This window comes from Citrobacter freundii ATCC 8090 = MTCC 1658 = NBRC 12681 (assembly GCF_011064845.1).
In the GTDB taxonomy this organism is placed as follows: domain Bacteria; phylum Pseudomonadota; class Gammaproteobacteria; order Enterobacterales; family Enterobacteriaceae; genus Citrobacter; species Citrobacter freundii.
On the sequence record NZ_CP049015.1, the window covers coordinates 914,808 to 932,567 of the forward strand.

General features: G+C 51.5%; 16 protein-coding genes. 12 read left to right on the forward strand and 4 right to left on the reverse strand.

What is annotated here, in order from left to right; all coding sequences use genetic code 11:
• Positions 1–85: 85 nt before the first annotated feature.
• From G4551_RS04380 to map, 4 genes are all read right to left on the reverse strand, one after another.
• On the reverse strand, positions 86–472 hold the full coding sequence (locus G4551_RS04380) for a DUF3461 family protein (RefSeq protein ID WP_003018562.1): 387 nt from the start codon (positions 470–472) through the stop codon (positions 86–88).
• 109 nt (positions 473–581) lie between these two features.
• The gene (dapD, locus tag G4551_RS04385) at positions 582–1,406 is read right to left on the reverse strand and encodes a 2,3,4,5-tetrahydropyridine-2,6-dicarboxylate N-succinyltransferase (RefSeq protein ID WP_003837532.1); all 825 of its coding nucleotides are present in this window, start codon (positions 1,404–1,406) and stop codon (positions 582–584) included.
• A gap of 31 nt (positions 1,407–1,437) precedes the next feature.
• Entirely contained in the window at positions 1,438–4,110 is a 2,673-nt protein-coding gene (gene glnD, locus G4551_RS04390; RefSeq protein WP_003837534.1) for a bifunctional uridylyltransferase/uridylyl-removing protein GlnD, read from the reverse strand.
• 113 nt (positions 4,111–4,223) lie between these two features.
• Positions 4,224–5,018, reverse strand: a complete 795-nt coding sequence (gene map / locus G4551_RS04395) for a type I methionyl aminopeptidase (RefSeq protein ID WP_003018555.1) — start codon at positions 5,016–5,018, stop codon at positions 4,224–4,226.
• Positions 5,019–5,342: 324 nt separating this feature from the next.
• Here map and rpsB point away from each other — a divergent pair, with 324 nt between their 5' ends.
• From rpsB to fabZ, 12 genes are all read left to right on the forward strand, one after another.
• Entirely contained in the window at positions 5,343–6,068 is a 726-nt protein-coding gene (gene rpsB / locus G4551_RS04400) for a 30S ribosomal protein S2 (protein WP_003018553.1), read from the forward strand.
• A gap of 136 nt (positions 6,069–6,204) precedes the next feature.
• A complete protein-coding gene (tsf, locus tag G4551_RS04405) occupies positions 6,205–7,056 on the forward strand; it encodes a translation elongation factor Ts (protein ID WP_003018551.1) in 852 nt (283 codons plus the stop codon).
• A gap of 145 nt (positions 7,057–7,201) precedes the next feature.
• A complete protein-coding gene (gene pyrH, locus G4551_RS04410; protein WP_003018549.1) occupies positions 7,202–7,927 on the forward strand; it encodes a UMP kinase in 726 nt (241 codons plus the stop codon).
• Between the two features lie 139 nt (positions 7,928–8,066).
• Positions 8,067–8,624, forward strand: a complete 558-nt coding sequence (frr, locus tag G4551_RS04415) for a ribosome recycling factor (RefSeq protein WP_003018547.1) — start codon at positions 8,067–8,069, stop codon at positions 8,622–8,624.
• 110 nt (positions 8,625–8,734) lie between these two features.
• On the forward strand, positions 8,735–9,931 hold the full coding sequence (gene ispC, locus G4551_RS04420) for a 1-deoxy-D-xylulose-5-phosphate reductoisomerase (protein WP_003837537.1): 1,197 nt from the start codon (positions 8,735–8,737) through the stop codon (positions 9,929–9,931).
• A 187-nt stretch (positions 9,932–10,118) separates the two neighbouring features.
• The gene (ispU, locus tag G4551_RS04425) at positions 10,119–10,877 is read left to right on the forward strand and encodes a (2E,6E)-farnesyl-diphosphate-specific ditrans,polycis-undecaprenyl-diphosphate synthase (RefSeq protein ID WP_003018543.1); all 759 of its coding nucleotides are present in this window, start codon (positions 10,119–10,121) and stop codon (positions 10,875–10,877) included.
• Positions 10,878–10,889: 12 nt separating this feature from the next.
• Positions 10,890–11,747, forward strand: coding sequence for a phosphatidate cytidylyltransferase (gene cdsA, locus G4551_RS04430; protein ID WP_003018541.1), 858 nt, complete (start codon positions 10,890–10,892; stop codon positions 11,745–11,747).
• A gap of 11 nt (positions 11,748–11,758) precedes the next feature.
• Positions 11,759–13,111, forward strand: a complete 1,353-nt coding sequence (gene rseP, locus G4551_RS04435; RefSeq protein WP_003837540.1) for a sigma E protease regulator RseP — start codon at positions 11,759–11,761, stop codon at positions 13,109–13,111.
• Between the two features lie 29 nt (positions 13,112–13,140).
• The gene (gene bamA / locus G4551_RS04440) at positions 13,141–15,564 is read left to right on the forward strand and encodes an outer membrane protein assembly factor BamA (protein WP_003018536.1); all 2,424 of its coding nucleotides are present in this window, start codon (positions 13,141–13,143) and stop codon (positions 15,562–15,564) included.
• Between the two features lie 122 nt (positions 15,565–15,686).
• A complete protein-coding gene (skp, locus tag G4551_RS04445) occupies positions 15,687–16,172 on the forward strand; it encodes a molecular chaperone Skp (protein ID WP_003018533.1) in 486 nt (161 codons plus the stop codon).
• Between the two features lie 3 nt (positions 16,173–16,175).
• Complete coding sequence (lpxD, locus tag G4551_RS04450) at positions 16,176–17,201, forward strand: UDP-3-O-(3-hydroxymyristoyl)glucosamine N-acyltransferase (RefSeq protein WP_003018531.1); 1,026 nt, start codon at positions 16,176–16,178, stop codon at positions 17,199–17,201.
• A 103-nt stretch (positions 17,202–17,304) separates the two neighbouring features.
• Complete coding sequence (gene fabZ, locus G4551_RS04455; RefSeq protein ID WP_003018528.1) at positions 17,305–17,760, forward strand: 3-hydroxyacyl-ACP dehydratase FabZ; 456 nt, start codon at positions 17,305–17,307, stop codon at positions 17,758–17,760.

Below are 17,760 nucleotides of genomic sequence, written 5' to 3' on the forward strand. Positions count from 1 at the left end.
CCTTGTCTGTTGGCGCTACGCTTATCAGGTAAAATGCCGGGGGGCGACTTCGCCTTACCCGGCCTACGAACACATTCACTCGCGGTTATTTACGCGTTAGTTTTTCCAGATCGGCTTCAATTTCGCTGATCTTGTTGGTCACGACGCTTTCCAGATGACGTAAATCATCAAGGATCTTGCGTTTAAGATCGACTTCGCTGCGATCGCGCTGGCAGATCTGATCCAGTTCGTCGATCACATAGCGCAGGTTGGGACTGATCTCCTGCACTTCTTTGTAACCCTGGCCGACGCCATCGGCGACAACCGTTTTACGCTGACGGGGATATTTGAACTTCACGCTCTTGGCAAAAAACTCGCCTTTATCCTTCTGGAAATAGATTTTCAGGATATCGTTGTTGGCTTCTTGCCGCAGGCTGTAACGATCGATTTCTTCAGGATTAGTAATGCCCAGACTTTTCAGATTGTCATACATAGCGGTACCCTTAAGCTCACCATAACCATTGAATAATTAACGAAAAGCCTTGTTTATGCCACTCGCAGATGTAAAAAAAGCGGGCTAAGCCCGCTTTTTCAAATCACTGTTAGTCGATGGTGCGTAACAGTTCGTTGATTCCTACTTTGCCACGCGTTTTGGCATCGACTTTCTTCACAATCACCGCGCAGTACAGGCTGTATTTGCCATCTTTCGACGGCAGGTTGCCGGAGACAACCACAGAGCCCGCTGGAACGCGGCCATAATGCACTTCGCCGGTTTCACGATCGTAAATACGGGTGCTCTGACCAATGTACACGCCCATAGAGATAACAGAGCCTTCTTCGACGATCACGCCTTCAACCACCTCAGAACGTGCGCCGATGAAGCAGTTGTCTTCGATGATGGTCGGGTTAGCCTGTAACGGCTCCAGTACGCCACCGATGCCAACGCCGCCGGACAGGTGAACGTTTTTACCAATTTGCGCGCAGGAACCCACGGTCGCCCAGGTATCAACCATCGTACCTTCATCCACATAAGCGCCGATGTTCACGTAAGACGGCATCAGCACGGTGTTACGGGCGATAAACGCACCCTGGCGTACGGCCGCTGGCGGAACCACGCGGAAACCTTCTTTCTGGAAGCGTGCTTCGTCGTAGTTGGCGAATTTCATCGGCACTTTATCGAAGTAACGACTTTCCGCACCCTCGATAACCTGATTATCGTTAATACGGAAAGAGAGCAGGACCGCCTTTTTCAGCCACTGATGCGTGACCCACTGACCCTCAATCTTTTCTGCGACGCGCAGTGCACCGGAATCCAGTAAAGCAATAACCTGATTCACCGCTTCGCGGGTTACGGTATCTACATTTGCCGGAGTAATGTCGGCACGGCGCTCGAAAGCGGACTCAATAACGTTCTGTAACTGCTGCATTGTTAAACTCTTTCCATAATAAATAAAAACATCACCCTTTATCGTTTGGATTGAGGGCCTCTGTCAACCGTTGATGCACTTCCTGCTGCAGCTCATTATTAAGGGCGCGCCGGTCGGCGGTGGCGATTATGAATAAATCTTCTACTCGCTCGCCAATGGTTGTAATTCGGGCGCCATGCAGCGAAATTCCCAGATCGGCAAAAATCTGCCCGACCCGCGCCAGCAGTCCAGGCTGGTCGAGAGCGATAAGCTCAAGGAATGATTTTCGGTCGGTGTGGGTCGGCAGGAAAGTAACCTCGGTATCGACGGTAAAGTGGCGTAATTTTGCCGGCTGACGACGTGGTTGCGGTGGCTGCCAGCTGCGCTGCGTGATCGCCTGTTCCAGTCCAAAACGGATCGCTTCGTGTCGGTCTGAAGACAGCGGGCTGCCGTCCGGTTCCAGCACGATGAACGTATCCATCGCCATCCCATCGCGGGTAGTGAAAATCTGCGCATCGTGGACGCTTAGATTGCGCCTGTCCAGTTCGGCGCAGACGGCGGCAAACAGGTAAGGGCGATCGGGGCTCCAGATAAAAATTTCCGTTCCGCCGCGCGTGGCCTGCGGGCTGAGCAGGATTAGCGGCTTACTGAGATCGTGCTGCAGCAGATGACGCGCATGCCAGGCCAGTTGATTTGGGCTGTGGCGCACGAAATAGTTGGCGCGACAGCGCGACCAGATGTGGTGCAGCGCTTCTTCATCAATGTTGTCCATACGCAGTAGCGCCAGTGCCTGAAGCTGATGATGGCGAACGCGTTCGCGCATATCTGGCGTGTTTTGCATCCCACGACGTAGTTGTTTTTCCGTCGCAAAGTACAGCTCGCGCAGCAGACTTTGCTTCCAGCTATTCCACAGCGTTTCGTTAGTAGCGCAAATATCCGCGACGGTCAGGCACACTAAAAAGCGCAGACGATGTTCCGTTTGTACTTCTTCAGCGAATTGCTTGATCACTTCCGGATCCTGAATATCACGGCGCTGAGCGGTCACCGACATCAGCAAATGCTGACGCACCAGCCAGACGATCAGCTGCGTTTCACGTGAGTTCAGACCGTGCAGTTCGGCGAATTTGAGCACGTCCTGGGCGCCGAGAACCGAGTGATCGCCGCCGCGACCTTTGGCGATATCGTGGAACAGCGCGGCAATCAGAATTAGCTCCGGCTGTCGCAAGCGCGGCCACAGATCTACGCACAGCGGATGGCGCGGGCGGGTCTCTTCGTTAGCAAAACTCTCCAGCTTGAGCATCACACGGATAGTGTGCTCATCCACCGTATAGGCATGAAACAGGTCAAACTGCATTTGGCCGACAATGTGCGACCATTGCGGCATATAGGCCCACAAAACGCTGTGCCGATGCATCGGCAGCAGGCCGCGACTCACCGCGCCCGGATGGCGCAACATACTGAGAAACAGCGAACGCGCTTCCGGAATGTAGCATAGTGGCTGGGTTAAATGACGGCGGGCATGACGCAAATGGCGCAGCGTGGTGGAGTAAATCCCGCTGATCGCGCTGTTACGTACCATGATGTAGAACATCCGCAATATCGCTTCGGGTTTACGGATAAACAGGTCGTCGTTGCGCAGATCGATCAATGTGCCGCGCAGTTGAAAGTCGTCATCAATCGGGCGCGGTTTTTCATCGGCTGGCAGGGCGAGGATCGCTTCGTCGAACAGTTGCAACAGCATATGGTTCAGTTCGCTGACCCGTCGCGTGACCCGGAAATAGTCTTTCATCATCCGCTCGATCGGCTCGTTGCCTTCGCCGCCGTAGTTTAGCCGTTGCGCCACGCTGAGTTGGCGGTCAAACAGCAGGCGGTTGTCGTAACGACTAACGACCAGATGCAGGGCGAAGCGAATCCGCCACAGGATATGCAAACATTCATTCAGTTCGGCGCGTTCTGCCAGCGTCAAAAAGCCGAAGCCGACCATTTCGTCCAGCGAGGTGGCGCCAAAATGGCGACGGGCCACCCATTGCAGAGTATGGATATCGCGCAGGCCGCCGGGACTGCTTTTGATATCCGGCTCCAGGTTGTAGCTGGTGCCGTGATAACGCTGGTGGCGCTGATTTTGCTCTTCCACTTTGGCGGCGTAAAATTTATCGGACGGCCAGAAACCTTCGCTAAAAATATGCTTTTGCAGCTCAAGAAATAACGCCACATCGCCGATAAGCAGGCGTGTTTCAATCAGGTTAGTGGCGACGGTTAAATCTGATAATCCTTCCAGCAGACACTCTTCCAGCGTACGCACGCTGTGCCCAACCTCCAGCCTCACGTCCCATAGCAGCGTTAACAGCTCACCGACTTTTTCTGCCTGCGAATCAGGTAGCTTTTTACGACTGAGGATCAGCAGGTCAATATCGGAGAGCGGATGCAGTTCGCCGCGCCCGTAGCCGCCAACGGCAACCAGCGCCAGGTCGGCAATTTGACCGAAACCGGCTTCAATCCACAGGCGCTGAAGCAACTGATCAATAAATTCGGTGCGGGCCTCAATGAGCTGTTCTGCGGAAATTCCACTGTCAAACGCTTCGCCTAACCAGCTCTGGAAGGTGTCGATATGCGCTTTAATACCGGTGCAGTTGAGGTCGTGCTGTGGCCATGTCCCTGGGTTTTGTGGCTGGCCAGGCAGGGTGGGGAGGGCAGTATTTGCGTGCTGTTCAGGAAGAGTATTCATTATGCGCCACCCATTAAAAAGCCGGATGATGGCGTGAACGCCTTACCCGGCCTACTAAGTAGTACAATTTGTAGGCCTGATAAGATGCGAATGCATCGCCATCAGGCAAAACATTATTCGCCGTGAGTGATGATCGCCGGGATGGTGTCATCCTTGCGTAACGTCAGAATCTCACAGCCGTTTTCCGTCACTACAATAGTATGCTCGTACTGTGCAGACAAGCTCCGGTCTTTGGTTTTCACCGTCCAGCCGTCTTTCATGGTGCGGATGCGGTAATCACCGGCATTCAGCATCGGTTCTACGGTGAACGTCATGCCCGGCTGCAGTACCACACCGCCGTCGTCTGCATCGTAGTGCAGAACCTGCGGCTCTTCATGGAAGCCGCGACCGATACCGTGACCGCAGTATTCACGAACGACAGAGAAACCTTCACCTTCCGCGTATTTCTGAATTGCAGCGCCCAGCGTGCGCAGGCGAATGCCCGGTTTCACCATCCGCAGCGCCAGATACAGGCTTTCCTGCGTGACGCGGCACAGACGCTCGCCCAGAATAGTAGGTTTGCCGACGATAAACATTTTCGAGGTGTCGCCGTGGTACTCGTCTTTAATCACAGTCACATCGATGTTGACGATATCGCCGTCTTTCAGAAGTTTGGCGTCGTCCGGGATCCCGTGGCACACCACTTCATTAATAGAGATACACACGGACTTCGGATAGCCGTGGTAACCCAGGCAGGCGGAAATGGCCTGCTGCTCATTCACGATATAGTCATTACAGATACGATCCAGTTCGCCGGTGCTGACGCCCGGTTTAACAAACGGTTCGATCATTTCCAGTACATCAGCGGCCAGGCGGCCAGCGACGCGCATTTTTTCGATTTCTTCAGGGGTCTTGATTGAGATAGCCATGAATTCTGTCCATCAGTGCCGATGATATCGGCAATAATTGTTTAAGTGCTGCCAATGGTATCAGTCCCGCATACGTGCTGCCAAATTGAGAATCATTAACAGCACACAGTGCCAACAATTATTGGTGTCTATGGCGTATTTGTGGTATAAAGCGCGCCGGACTTCCGATCCATTCGAAGACTACACACGATGGACGGGAGCGACAAATCTCACTTTGTGTAACAACACACACGTATCGGCACATATTCCGGGGTGCCCTTTGGGGTCGGTAATATGGGATGCGTGGAGGCTTAACCCCAACTTTTATATATAGAGGTTTTAATCATGGCAACTGTTTCCATGCGCGACATGCTCAAGGCTGGTGTTCACTTCGGTCACCAGACCCGTTACTGGAACCCGAAAATGAAGCCGTTCATCTTCGGTGCGCGTAACAAAGTTCACATCATCAACCTTGAGAAAACTGTACCGATGTTCAACGAAGCTCTGGCTGAACTGAACAAGATCTCTGCTCGTAAAGGTAAAATCCTTTTCGTTGGTACTAAACGCGCTGCAAGCGAAGCGGTGAAAGAAGCTGCTAACAGCTGCGACCAGTTCTTCGTGAACCATCGCTGGCTGGGCGGTATGCTGACTAACTGGAAAACCGTTCGTCAGTCCATCAAACGTCTGAAAGATCTGGAAACTCAGTCTCAGGACGGTACTTTCGAAAAGCTGACCAAGAAAGAAGCGCTGATGCGTACTCGTGAGCTTGAGAAACTGGAAAACAGCCTGGGCGGTATCAAAGACATGGGCGGTCTGCCGGACGCTCTGTTCGTAATCGATGCTGACCACGAGCACATTGCTATCAAAGAAGCAAACAACCTGGGTATCCCAGTATTTGCAATCGTTGATACCAACTCTGATCCGGACGGTGTTGACTTCGTTATCCCGGGTAACGACGACGCAATCCGTGCTGTGACCCTGTACCTGGGCGCTGTAGCTACTACCGTTCGTGAAGGCCGTTCTCAGGATCTGGCTTCCCAGGCGGAAGAAAGCTTCGTAGAAGCTGAATAATAAGGCACGCTCGTTAGAGCCCTTATAGACCAGGTAGTATCACGTTTGGTTAGGGGGCCTGTATATGGCCCCCTTTTTCACTTTTAAATCTGTGCGGTTTCATGCCGGGCAGATCAAATCTTCCGAGGATTTTAGAATGGCTGAAATTACCGCATCCCTGGTAAAAGAGCTGCGTGAGCGTACTGGCGCAGGCATGATGGATTGCAAAAAAGCACTGACTGAAGCTAATGGCGACATCGAGCTGGCAATCGAAAACATGCGTAAGTCCGGTGCAATCAAAGCGGCGAAAAAAGCAGGCAACGTTGCTGCTGACGGCGTAATCAAAACCAAAATCGACGGCAACATCGCTTTCATTCTGGAAGTTAACTGCCAGACTGACTTCGTTGCTAAAGATGCTGGTTTCCAGGCATTTGCTGACAAAGTACTGGACGCTGCCGTTGCTGGCAAAATCACTGACGTTGAAGTTCTGAAAGCACAGTTCGAAGAAGAACGTGTTGCTCTGGTTGCTAAAATCGGTGAGAACATCAACATCCGTCGCGTTGCTTCCCTGGAAGGCGAAGTTCTGGGTAACTACCAGCATGGTGCTCGTATCGGTGTTCTGGTTGCTGCAACTGGCGCTGACGAAGAACTGGTTAAACAGCTGGCAATGCACGTTGCTGCAAGCAAACCAGAATTCGTTAAGCCGGAAGACGTTTCCGCTGAAGTGGTAGAAAAAGAATACCAGGTTCAGCTGGACATCGCTATGCAGTCTGGCAAGCCGAAAGAAATCGCAGAGAAAATGGTTGAAGGCCGCATGAAGAAATTCACCGGCGAAGTTTCTCTGACCGGTCAGCCTTTCGTCATGGAACCGAGCAAATCTGTTGGTCAGCTGCTGAAAGAGCATAACGCTGACGTAACAGGCTTCATCCGCTTTGAAGTGGGTGAAGGCATCGAGAAAGTTGAGACTGACTTTGCTGCAGAAGTTGCTGCGATGTCCAAGCAGTCTTAATTTTGAAAGGAGCCGCCTGAGGGCGGCTTCTTTTTGTGTCTGGCTTGTAAATTCAGCGAACCGCTATAGTGGTCCTGCTGAAAAGCGACATACAATGTCGCTGGAATTAACTCATCTCATTCGTTGACAGTCTCAGGAAAGAAACATGGCTACCAATGCAAAACCCGTCTACAAACGTATTCTGCTTAAGTTAAGTGGCGAAGCTCTGCAAGGTTCAGAAGGCTTCGGTATTGATGCAAGCATCCTTGACCGCATGGCTCAGGAAATCAAAGAGCTGGTTGAGCTGGGTATTCAGGTTGGCGTAGTGATTGGTGGTGGTAACCTGTTCCGTGGCGCTGGTCTGGCGAAAGCAGGGATGAACCGCGTTGTGGGCGACCACATGGGCATGTTAGCCACCGTAATGAACGGTCTGGCGATGCGCGATGCGCTTCACCGCGCCTATGTGAACGCTCGCTTGATGTCCGCAATTCCTCTGAACGGCGTGTGTGATAACTACAGTTGGGCTGAAGCTATCAGCCTGCTGCGTAACAACCGCGTTGTTATTTTGTCTGCGGGTACCGGTAATCCGTTCTTCACCACCGATTCAGCAGCCTGCCTGCGTGGTATTGAAATTGAAGCGGATGTGGTACTGAAAGCCACCAAAGTCGATGGCGTATTTACTGCCGACCCGGCTAAAGATCCAACGGCGACCATGTACGAACAGTTGACCTACACTGAAGTACTGGATAAAGAGCTGAAAGTCATGGATCTGGCTGCGTTCACGCTGGCTCGTGACCACAAATTACCGATTCGTGTCTTTAACATGAACAAACCAGGTGCACTGCGCCGTGTTGTTATGGGTGAAAAAGAAGGCACGTTAATCACGGAATAATTCCCGTTGCGGCTAAATGCAGGTAATATTCCGCTTTAATGTCGCGGGATACGTCCCTCAAAATTAATCAAGACTATACTTGTCACATCTTGCGCGGCGGGTATGGTCTGACTGAAACAAGCTTTCAAGGATTCGTAACGTGATCAACGATATCAGAAAAGATGCTGAAGTACGCATGGACAAATGCGTCGAAGCGTTCAAAAACCAAATCAGCAAAATTCGCACGGGTCGTGCTTCTCCTAGCCTGCTGGATGGTATTGTCGTGGAATATTACGGCACACCGACTCCGCTGCGCCAGCTGGCAAGCGTAACGGTTGAAGATTCCCGTACCCTGAAAATCAACGTGTTTGACCGTTCTATGGGGCCAGCCGTTGAGAAAGCCATCATGGCTTCCGACCTCGGTCTGAATCCAAGCTCTGCGGGTTCCGACATCCGCGTTCCGCTGCCGCCGCTGACCGAAGAACGTCGTAAAGATCTGACCAAGATCGTGCGTGGCGAAGCTGAAGGCGCGCGTGTTGCGGTACGTAATGTGCGCCGCGATGCAAACGACAAAGTGAAAGCGTTGTTGAAAGAAAAAGAGATCAGCGAAGATGACGATCGCCGTTCTCAGGACGACGTACAGAAACTGACTGACGCTGCAATCAAGAAAGTTGATGCGGCGCTGGCAGAGAAAGAAGCGGAACTGATGCAGTTCTGATTCGCCTGTACGCTAAAAACGCCGCTTAGAAGGCCTGAGAAGGCTGGATGGCGGCGTTTTGCTTTTTTCTGTCTATATGCCTTAAAGGGTAAAATTCTTCTGGATGTCTCATGAAGCAATTAACCATCCTGGGATCAACCGGTTCCATTGGTTGCAGTACGCTGGATGTAGTACGCCATAACCTGGAAAAATTTCGTGTTACTGCGTTGGTGGCGGGTAAAAATGTCGCCCGCATGGTAGAGCAATGCCTGGAGTTTTCTCCTCGCTATGCGGTAATGGACGATGAAAAAAGCGCTGCGTTGGTAAAAGCAGCTCTGCTGGAGCAGGGCAGTCGCACTGAGGTCATGAGCGGTCAGCAGGCTGCCTGTGATATGGCTGCGCTGGATGATGTTGATCAGGTCATGGCGGCAATTGTCGGCGCAGCGGGCTTATTGCCAACGCTGGCGGCAATTCGTGCGAGCAAAAGTATTTTACTGGCGAACAAAGAGTCTCTGGTGACCTGCGGTCGTCTGTTTATGGACGACGTGAAACGCCACAAAGCGCAGCTTTTGCCGGTAGATAGCGAGCATAACGCGATTTTTCAGAGTTTACCGCAACCTATCCAACACAATCTGGGATACGCTGACCTTGAGCAAAACGGCGTTATGTCAGTTCTGCTTACCGGGTCTGGTGGCCCATTCCGTGAAACGCCATTGCGCGATCTGGTCTCTATGACCCCCGATCAGGCATGTCGTCATCCGAATTGGTCGATGGGACGGAAAATCTCTGTCGATTCCGCCACCATGATGAACAAAGGTCTGGAATACATTGAAGCGCGTTGGTTATTTAATGCCAGTGCAAGCCAGATGGAAGTGCTGATTCACCCACAGTCGGTTATTCATTCGATGGTCCGTTATCAGGATGGTAGTGTTCTGGCGCAGTTGGGTGAACCGGACATGCGTACACCTATTGCCCATACCATGGCATGGCCAGAACGAGTGACGTCCGGTGTTAAGCCTGTCGATTTTTGCAAACTCAGTGCGCTGACGTTTTCTGCACCTGATTACCAGCGTTATCCGTGCCTGAAACTGGCGATGGACGCGTTTGAGCAAGGGCAGGCGGCGACGACCGCACTTAATGCCGCGAATGAAATTACCGTTGCCGCGTTTCTGGCGCAGCAGATCCGATTTACCGATATTGCTGACCTGAACTTATCCGTGCTGGATAAGATGGATTTGCAGGAGCCGCAGAGCGTTGATGACGTGCTGAAGGTTGATGCCATCGCGCGGGACGTCGCCAGAAAAGAAGTGATGCGACTCTCAAGCTGATGATAATCCCTCTACGGAGAATCGTGCTATTTGTTAGCGTTGGGCTTCAGTGATATAGTCTGCGCCACCCGATCGCGGGTATTTGCTTTTTTTCGGTCGGGTAAGCCGTGGTTTGACACGGCTTTTTTGTGGATGGGCTTCAGTATTCCTGAGTACCGTAAATCCTTTCAGGGACTAATAACGCGTTATGTTGTCTGCAACTAAACCATTAAGCGAAAATTTGCCAGCACATGGTTGTCGCCATGTCGCAATTATCATGGATGGCAATGGCCGCTGGGCGAAAAAGCAAGGGAAGATTCGCGCCTTTGGGCATAAGGCCGGAGCAAAATCCGTCCGCCGGGCTGTCTCTTTTGCTGCCAATAACGGTATTGATGCGTTAACGCTGTATGCCTTTAGCAGTGAGAACTGGAACCGACCTGCGCAGGAAGTGAGCGCGTTAATGGAACTGTTTGTGTGGGCACTTGATAGTGAAGTGAAAAACCTGCACCGCCATAACGTACGTCTGCGTATTATCGGGGATATCAGTCGATTTAACTCTCGTTTGCAAGAACGGATTCGCAAATCAGAAGCGATTACTGCCCAGAATACCGGGTTGACGCTGAATATTGCAGCGAATTACGGTGGACGGTGGGATATAGTCCAGGGTGTCAGGCAACTGGCACAACAGGTGCAGGATGGTCTGCTGCGTCCAGAGCAAATCGATGAAGAGATGCTTGGGCAGCAAATTTGTATGCATGAACTGGCTCCTGTGGATTTAGTGATAAGGACTGGGGGAGAGCATCGAATTAGTAATTTTCTGTTGTGGCAAATTGCCTATGCCGAACTTTACTTTACGGATGTTCTCTGGCCCGATTTCGATGAACAAGACTTTGAAGGTGCGCTGCATGCCTTTGCTAATCGTGAGCGTCGTTTCGGCGGCACCGAGCCCGGTGATGAAAAAGCCTGATGGGGGTCGCTTTTGCTGAAGTATCGCCTGATTTCTGCTTTTGTTTTAATACCCGTTGTCATCGCGGCGCTGTTTTTGCTGCCGCCGGTGGGGTTCGCCATTGTCACGCTGGTCGTTTGTATGCTGGCCGCCTGGGAATGGGGACAGTTAAGCGGTTTTACCACGCGTACACAGCGAGTCTGGCTGGCGGTTTTGTGCGGGCTATTGCTGGCGCTAATGCTGTTCTTACTGCCGGAATACCATCGCAATATTCATCAGCCGCTGGTTGAAGTATCGCTGTGGGCGTCGCTGGGCTGGTGGGTCGTGGCGCTGTTGCTGGTATTGTTTTATCCCGGCTCTGCGTCGGTCTGGCGTAATTCCAAAACATTACGCATAATTTTCGGCGTGTTAACCATTGTTCCGTTCTTTTGGGGAATGCTGGCGCTACGTGCATGGCACTATGATGAGAATCATTATAGTGGCGCGCTATGGCTGCTGTATGTCATGATCCTCGTTTGGGGAGCGGACTCGGGTGCTTATATGTTTGGTAAGCTGTTTGGCAAACATAAGCTGGCACCGAAGGTTTCTCCTGGTAAAACCTGGCAGGGTTTTATTGGCGGACTCGCCACTGCGGCCGTAATCTCATGGGGTTATGGCATGTGGGCGAATCTTGAAGTTGCGCCTGTCACCTTGCTCATTTGCTCCATCGTTGCAGCCCTGGCCTCCGTGCTGGGTGACCTGACCGAGAGTATGTTTAAGCGTGAAGCAGGTATTAAGGACAGTGGTCACTTAATTCCAGGACACGGCGGTATTCTGGACCGTATTGATAGCCTGACGGCTGCGGTACCGGTATTTGCCTGCCTGTTGTTACTGGTATTCAGGACGCTCTAACGGATGGTCTTATGCTGAGTATTCTCTGGAATCTGGCTGCATTCATTGTCGCACTTGGTGTGCTTATCACCGTGCATGAATTTGGTCATTTCTGGGTTGCGCGGCGCTGCGGAGTCCGCGTCGAACGCTTTTCCATTGGTTTTGGAAAAGCGCTTTGGCGGCGTACCGATAAATTAGGTACGGAATACGTTATCGCCCTGATTCCCCTCGGCGGTTACGTCAAAATGCTGGATGAGCGCGCTGAACCAGTCGCACCGGAGTTGCGCCATTACGCCTTCAACAATAAAACGGTTGGACAACGCGCAGCCATCATCGCCGCAGGTCCGATTGCAAACTTCCTTTTTGCTATTTTCGCTTACTGGCTGGTGTTTATCATCGGTGTCCCTGGCGTTCGTCCGGTTGTTGGTGAAATAACACCCAACTCGATTGCCGCGCAGGCGCAAATTCAGCCGGGTACGGAACTAAAAGCGGTTGATGGCATCGAAACCCCTGATTGGGATGCCGTGAGATTGCAACTGGTAGCCAAAATTGGCGATGAGCATACGACTCTCAGCGTAGCGCAGTTTGGCAGTAACCAGCGTCAGGACAAAACGCTGGATTTACGTCAGTGGGCATTTGAGCCAGACAAAGAGGATCCCGTCTCCAGTTTAGGGATTCGTCCGCGCGGTCCGCAGATTGAACCGGTGCTGTCAGAAGTGCAGGTTAACTCCGCTGCAAGTAAGGCAGGTTTGCAAGCAGGCGACAGGATCGTTAAAGTCAATGGTCAGCCGCTGACGCAATGGATGACGTTTGTGACGCTGGTGCGCGATAATCCGGATAAGCCGTTAGCGCTAGATATTGAAAGACAAGGAAGTTCCTTGTCTTTAACGTTAACCCCAGATTCAAAACAGGTTAACGGGAAGGCAGAAGGTTTTGCGGGCGTGGTGCCTAAAGTTATTCCTCTGCCTGATGAGTATAAGACTGTACGCCAGTATGGGCCATTCAGCGCCGTCCTCGAAGCCTCGGATAAAACGTGGCAGTTGATGAAGCTGACGGTCAGTATGCTGGGAAAATTGATTACCGGTGATGTAAAACTGAACAACCTCAGTGGGCCGATTTCTATCGCCCAGGGGGCTGGGATGTCAGCGGAATTCGGGGTTATTTATTACCTGATGTTCCTTGCGCTTATCAGCGTGAACTTAGGGATAATCAACCTGTTTCCGTTGCCCGTTCTTGACGGGGGGCATCTGCTGTTCCTGGCGATTGAAAAGCTGAAGGGCGGTCCGGTATCCGAGCGGGTTCAAGACTTTAGTTATCGCATTGGCTCTATCTTGCTGGTGTTGTTAATGGGGCTTGCACTTTTCAATGATTTCTCTCGGTTGTAAGAGAGTGTTAGGAAGAACGCATAATAACGATGGCGATGAAAAAGTTGCTCATAGCGTCGCTGCTGTTTAGCAGCGCCACCGTATACGGTGCTGAAGGGTTCGTAGTGAAGGACATTCATTTCGAAGGCCTACAGCGAGTCGCCGTTGGTGCGGCTCTCCTCAGTATGCCGGTGCGCACAGGCGACACGGTTAATGATGAAGACATCAGTAATACCATTCGTGCTCTGTTCGCCACCGGTAACTTTGAGGATGTCCGCGTCCTGCGCGATGGTGATACCCTTCTGGTTCAGGTAAAAGAGCGTCCGACGATTGCCAGCATCACTTTCTCCGGTAATAAATCGGTGAAAGATGACATGCTCAAGCAAAACCTCGAGGCGTCTGGCGTGCGTGTTGGCGAGTCTCTGGATCGCACCACGCTTGCCGATATCGAAAAAGGCCTGGAAGATTTCTACTATAGCGTCGGTAAGTACAGCGCCAGTGTGAAAGCGGTGGTGACGCCGTTGCCGCGTAACCGCGTTGACCTCAAGCTGGTCTTCCAGGAAGGTGTTTCGGCGAAGATCCAACAGATCAATATCGTCGGCAACCATGCCTTCACGACTGACGAACTTATCTCTCACTTCCAGTTGCGTGATGAAGTACCGTGGTGGAACGTGGTGGGCGATCGCAAATACCAGAAACAGAAACTGGCGGGCGACCTTGAAACCCTGCGCAGTTACTATCTGGATCGCGGTTATGCCCGCTTCAATATCGATTCCACTCAGGTCAGCCTGACGCCGGATAAAAAAGGTATCTACATCACCGTTAACATCACAGAAGGCGAGCAGTACAAGCTTTCTGGTGTTCAGGTGAGCGGTAACCTGGCCGGGCACTCCGCCGAAATTGAGACCCTGACGAAGATCGAGCCAGGTGAACTCTATAACGGCACCAAAGTGACCAAAATGGAAGATGATATCAAGAAGCTCCTGGGTCGCTATGGCTATGCCTATCCGCGCGTACAGTCGCAGCCTGAAATCAACGACGCTGACAAAACCGTTAAATTACGCGTAAACGTGGATGCGGGTAACCGTTTCTATGTGCGTAAGATTCGCTTTGAAGGTAACGACACCTCTAAAGATTCCGTTCTGCGTCGCGAAATGCGTCAGATGGAAGGTGCATGGTTGGGCAGCGATCTGGTCGACCAGGGTAAAGAGCGTCTGAACCGTCTGGGTTACTTTGAAACAGTTGATACCGATACTCAGCGTGTTCCGGGCAGACCGGATCAGGTTGATGTAGTCTACAAGGTCAAAGAGCGTAACACCGGTAGCTTTAACTTCGGCGTCGGTTACGGTACCGAGAGCGGCGTGAGCTTCCAGGCTGGCGTTCAGCAAGATAACTGGTTAGGTACCGGTTATTCTGTTGGCATCAACGGCACCAAAAACGACTACCAGACCTATACTGAGTTGTCTGTGACTAACCCGTACTTCACCGTTGATGGTGTGAGCCTGGGTGGCCGTGTCTTCTATAACGACTTTGAAGCGAATGATGCGGATCTGTCCGACTATACCAACAAAAGTTATGGTACAGACGTAACGCTTGGCTTCCCGGTAAACGAATACAACACGTTGCGTGCCGGCCTGGGTTATGTACATAACAAACTGTCCAACATGCAGCCGCAGGTTGCGATGGATCGTTATCTTGAGTCAATGGGCGAGACCAATACCAACAGCTTTGCCGCTGATGACTTCACCTTTAACTACGGTTGGACGTACAACAAACTGGACCGTGGATATTTCCCAACGGACGGTACACGCGTCAACCTGAACGGTAAAGTGACCATTCCGGGTTCTGATAACGAATACTACAAAGTGTCGATGGATACCGCGACCTATGTGCCGATCGATGACGATCACAAGTGGGTGGTTTTAGGACGTACGAAGGTAGGCTATGGCGACGGCATTGGCAGCAAAGAAATGCCGTTCTATGAGAACTTCTATGCAGGTGGTTCCAGCACCGTGCGTGGCTTCCAGTCGAATACTATCGGTCCAAAAGCAGTCTACAAAAACGGTGCTTACGCCAGTGGTTCTGATAATAGTGACTACGAAGAGTGTTCCAACGCAGACGGTAAGGACTGTAAATCGGATGACGCAGTGGGCGGTAACGCCATGGCTGTCGCCAGCCTGGAGTTTATTACCCCAACGCCGTTCATTAGCGACAAGTATGCCAACTCGGTTCGTACCTCGTTCTTCTGGGATATGGGTACCGTTTGGGATACTAACTGGCAGGATAGCGCTCAAACACGTGCTATAGGTGTGCCGGACTACAGTGATCCAAGTAATATCCGTATGTCAGCGGGTATCGCTTTACAATGGATGTCCCCATTGGGGCCGTTGGTTTTCTCCTACGCCCAGCCGTTCAAGAAGTACGATGGAGACAAAGCGGAACAGTTCCAGTTTAACATTGGTAAAACCTGGTAATTGTTCTTCGCAAAGGAATGTAGTGGTAGTGTAGCGATGACTTTAGGCGATCTTGCATGGGATCGCCTGGCCACGCAAAGAACTGCACCTTCGGGTGCAAATGGGATGGTAAGGAGTTAATTGTGAAAAAGTGGTTATTAGCTGCAGGTCTCGGTTTAGCGATGGCAACGTCCGCACAAGCGGCTGACAAAATTGCAATCGTCAACATGGGTAGCCTGTTCCAACAGGTTGCACAGAAGACAGGCGTTTCTGCTACGCTGGAAAACGAGTTCAAAGGCCGTGCCAGCGAACTGCAGCGTATGGAATCCGATCTGCAATCTAAGATGCAGCGTCTGCAATCAATGAAAGCAGGTAGCGATCGTACCAAGCTGGAAAAAGACGTTATGGCTCAGCGCCAGACTTTCTCTCAGAAAGCTCAGGCTTTTGAGCAGGATCGTGCGCGTCGCTCCAACGAAGAACGTGGCAAACTGGTTACTCGTATCCAGACTGCTGTGAAATCTGTTGCCAGCAGCCAGAGCATCGATCTGGTCGTTGACGCAAACACCGTTGCATACAACAGCAGCGATGTAAAAGACATCACCGCTGACGTACTGAAACAGGTTAAATAAGTAATGCCTTCAATTCGACTGGCTGATTTAGCAGAGCAGTTGGATGCAGAATTACACGGTGATGGCGATATCGTCATCACCGGCGTAGCGTCCATGCAATCTGCGCAAACTGGCAATATCACGTTCATGGTGAATCCTAAGTACCGTGAACACTTAGGCGTATGCCAGGCTTCTGCCGTAGTAATGACGCAGGACGATCTTCCTTTTGCTAAAAGTGCCGCGTTGGTAGTGAAGAATCCCTACCTGACCTATGCACGTATGGCGCAAATTTTAGATACCACGCCTCAGCCTGCACAGAACATTGCACCGAGTGCAGTGATCGATGCAACGGCGAAGCTGGGTAATAATGTCTCTGTGGGCGCAAATGCGGTCATTGAGTCTGGCGTAGAACTGGGTGATAACGTCGTTATCGGCGCAGGCTGCTTCGTCGGAAAAAATACTAAAATCGGTGCAGGTTCACGCTTGTGGGCGAATGTGACGATTTACCACGACATTCAGATCGGTGAGAATTGCCTGATCCAGTCAAGCACTGTCGTTGGATCTGATGGATTTGGTTACGCGAACGATCGCGGTAACTGGGTAAAGATCCCGCAACTTGGTCGCGTGATTATCGGCGATCGCGTTGAGATCGGCGCTTGTACCACCATTGACCGTGGTGCTCTGGACGATACTGTGATCGGTAATGGTGTTATCATTGATAACCAGTGCCAGATTGCGCATAACGTTGTGATTGGCGACAATACGGCAGTAGCCGGTGGCGTCATTATGGCGGGTAGCCTGAAGATTGGCCGTTACTGCATGATTGGCGGCGCCAGCGTGATCAATGGGCATATGGAAATATGCGACAAAGTCACGGTGACTGGCATGGGTATGGTGATGCGTCCTATCACCGAACCTGGCGTCTATTCCTCAGGCATTCCGCTACAACCCAATAAGGTATGGCGTAAAACAGCTGCACTGGTGATGAATATTGATGATATGAGCAAGCGCCTCAAAGCGATTGAGCGCAAGGTTAATCAACAAGACTAAAGCACCGTTTTTGCATGTCTGACTTTTCGGCCTGTCCCATTCATACGATTGCGACAGGCCGTGTTATTATTGCCTTTTAGTATATTTTGACAGGAAGAGTATTTTGACTACTAACACTCATACTCTGCATATTGAAGAGATTTTAGAACTTCTGCCGCACCGTTTTCCGTTTCTGCTGGTTGATCGCGTGCTGGATTTTGAAGAAGGTCGTTTTCTGCGCGCAGTGAAAAATGTATCCGTTAACGAGCCTTTCTTTCAGGGCCACTTCCCGGGTAAACCTATTTTCCCTGGCGTATTGATTCTGGAAGCGATGGCACAGGCTACCGGTATCCTTGCGTTTAAAAGCGTAGGAAAACTGGAACCAGGCGAACTGTATTATTTCGCGGGTATTGACGAAGCACGCTTTAAGCGTCCTGTCGTGCCTGGCGATCAGATGATCATGGAAGTGACTTTCGAGAAAACGCGCCGTGGCCTGACCCGTTTTAAAGGGGTTGCGCTGGTCGACGGTAAAGTTGTGTGCGAAGCAACGATGATGTGTGCCCGTAGCCGGGAGGCCTGA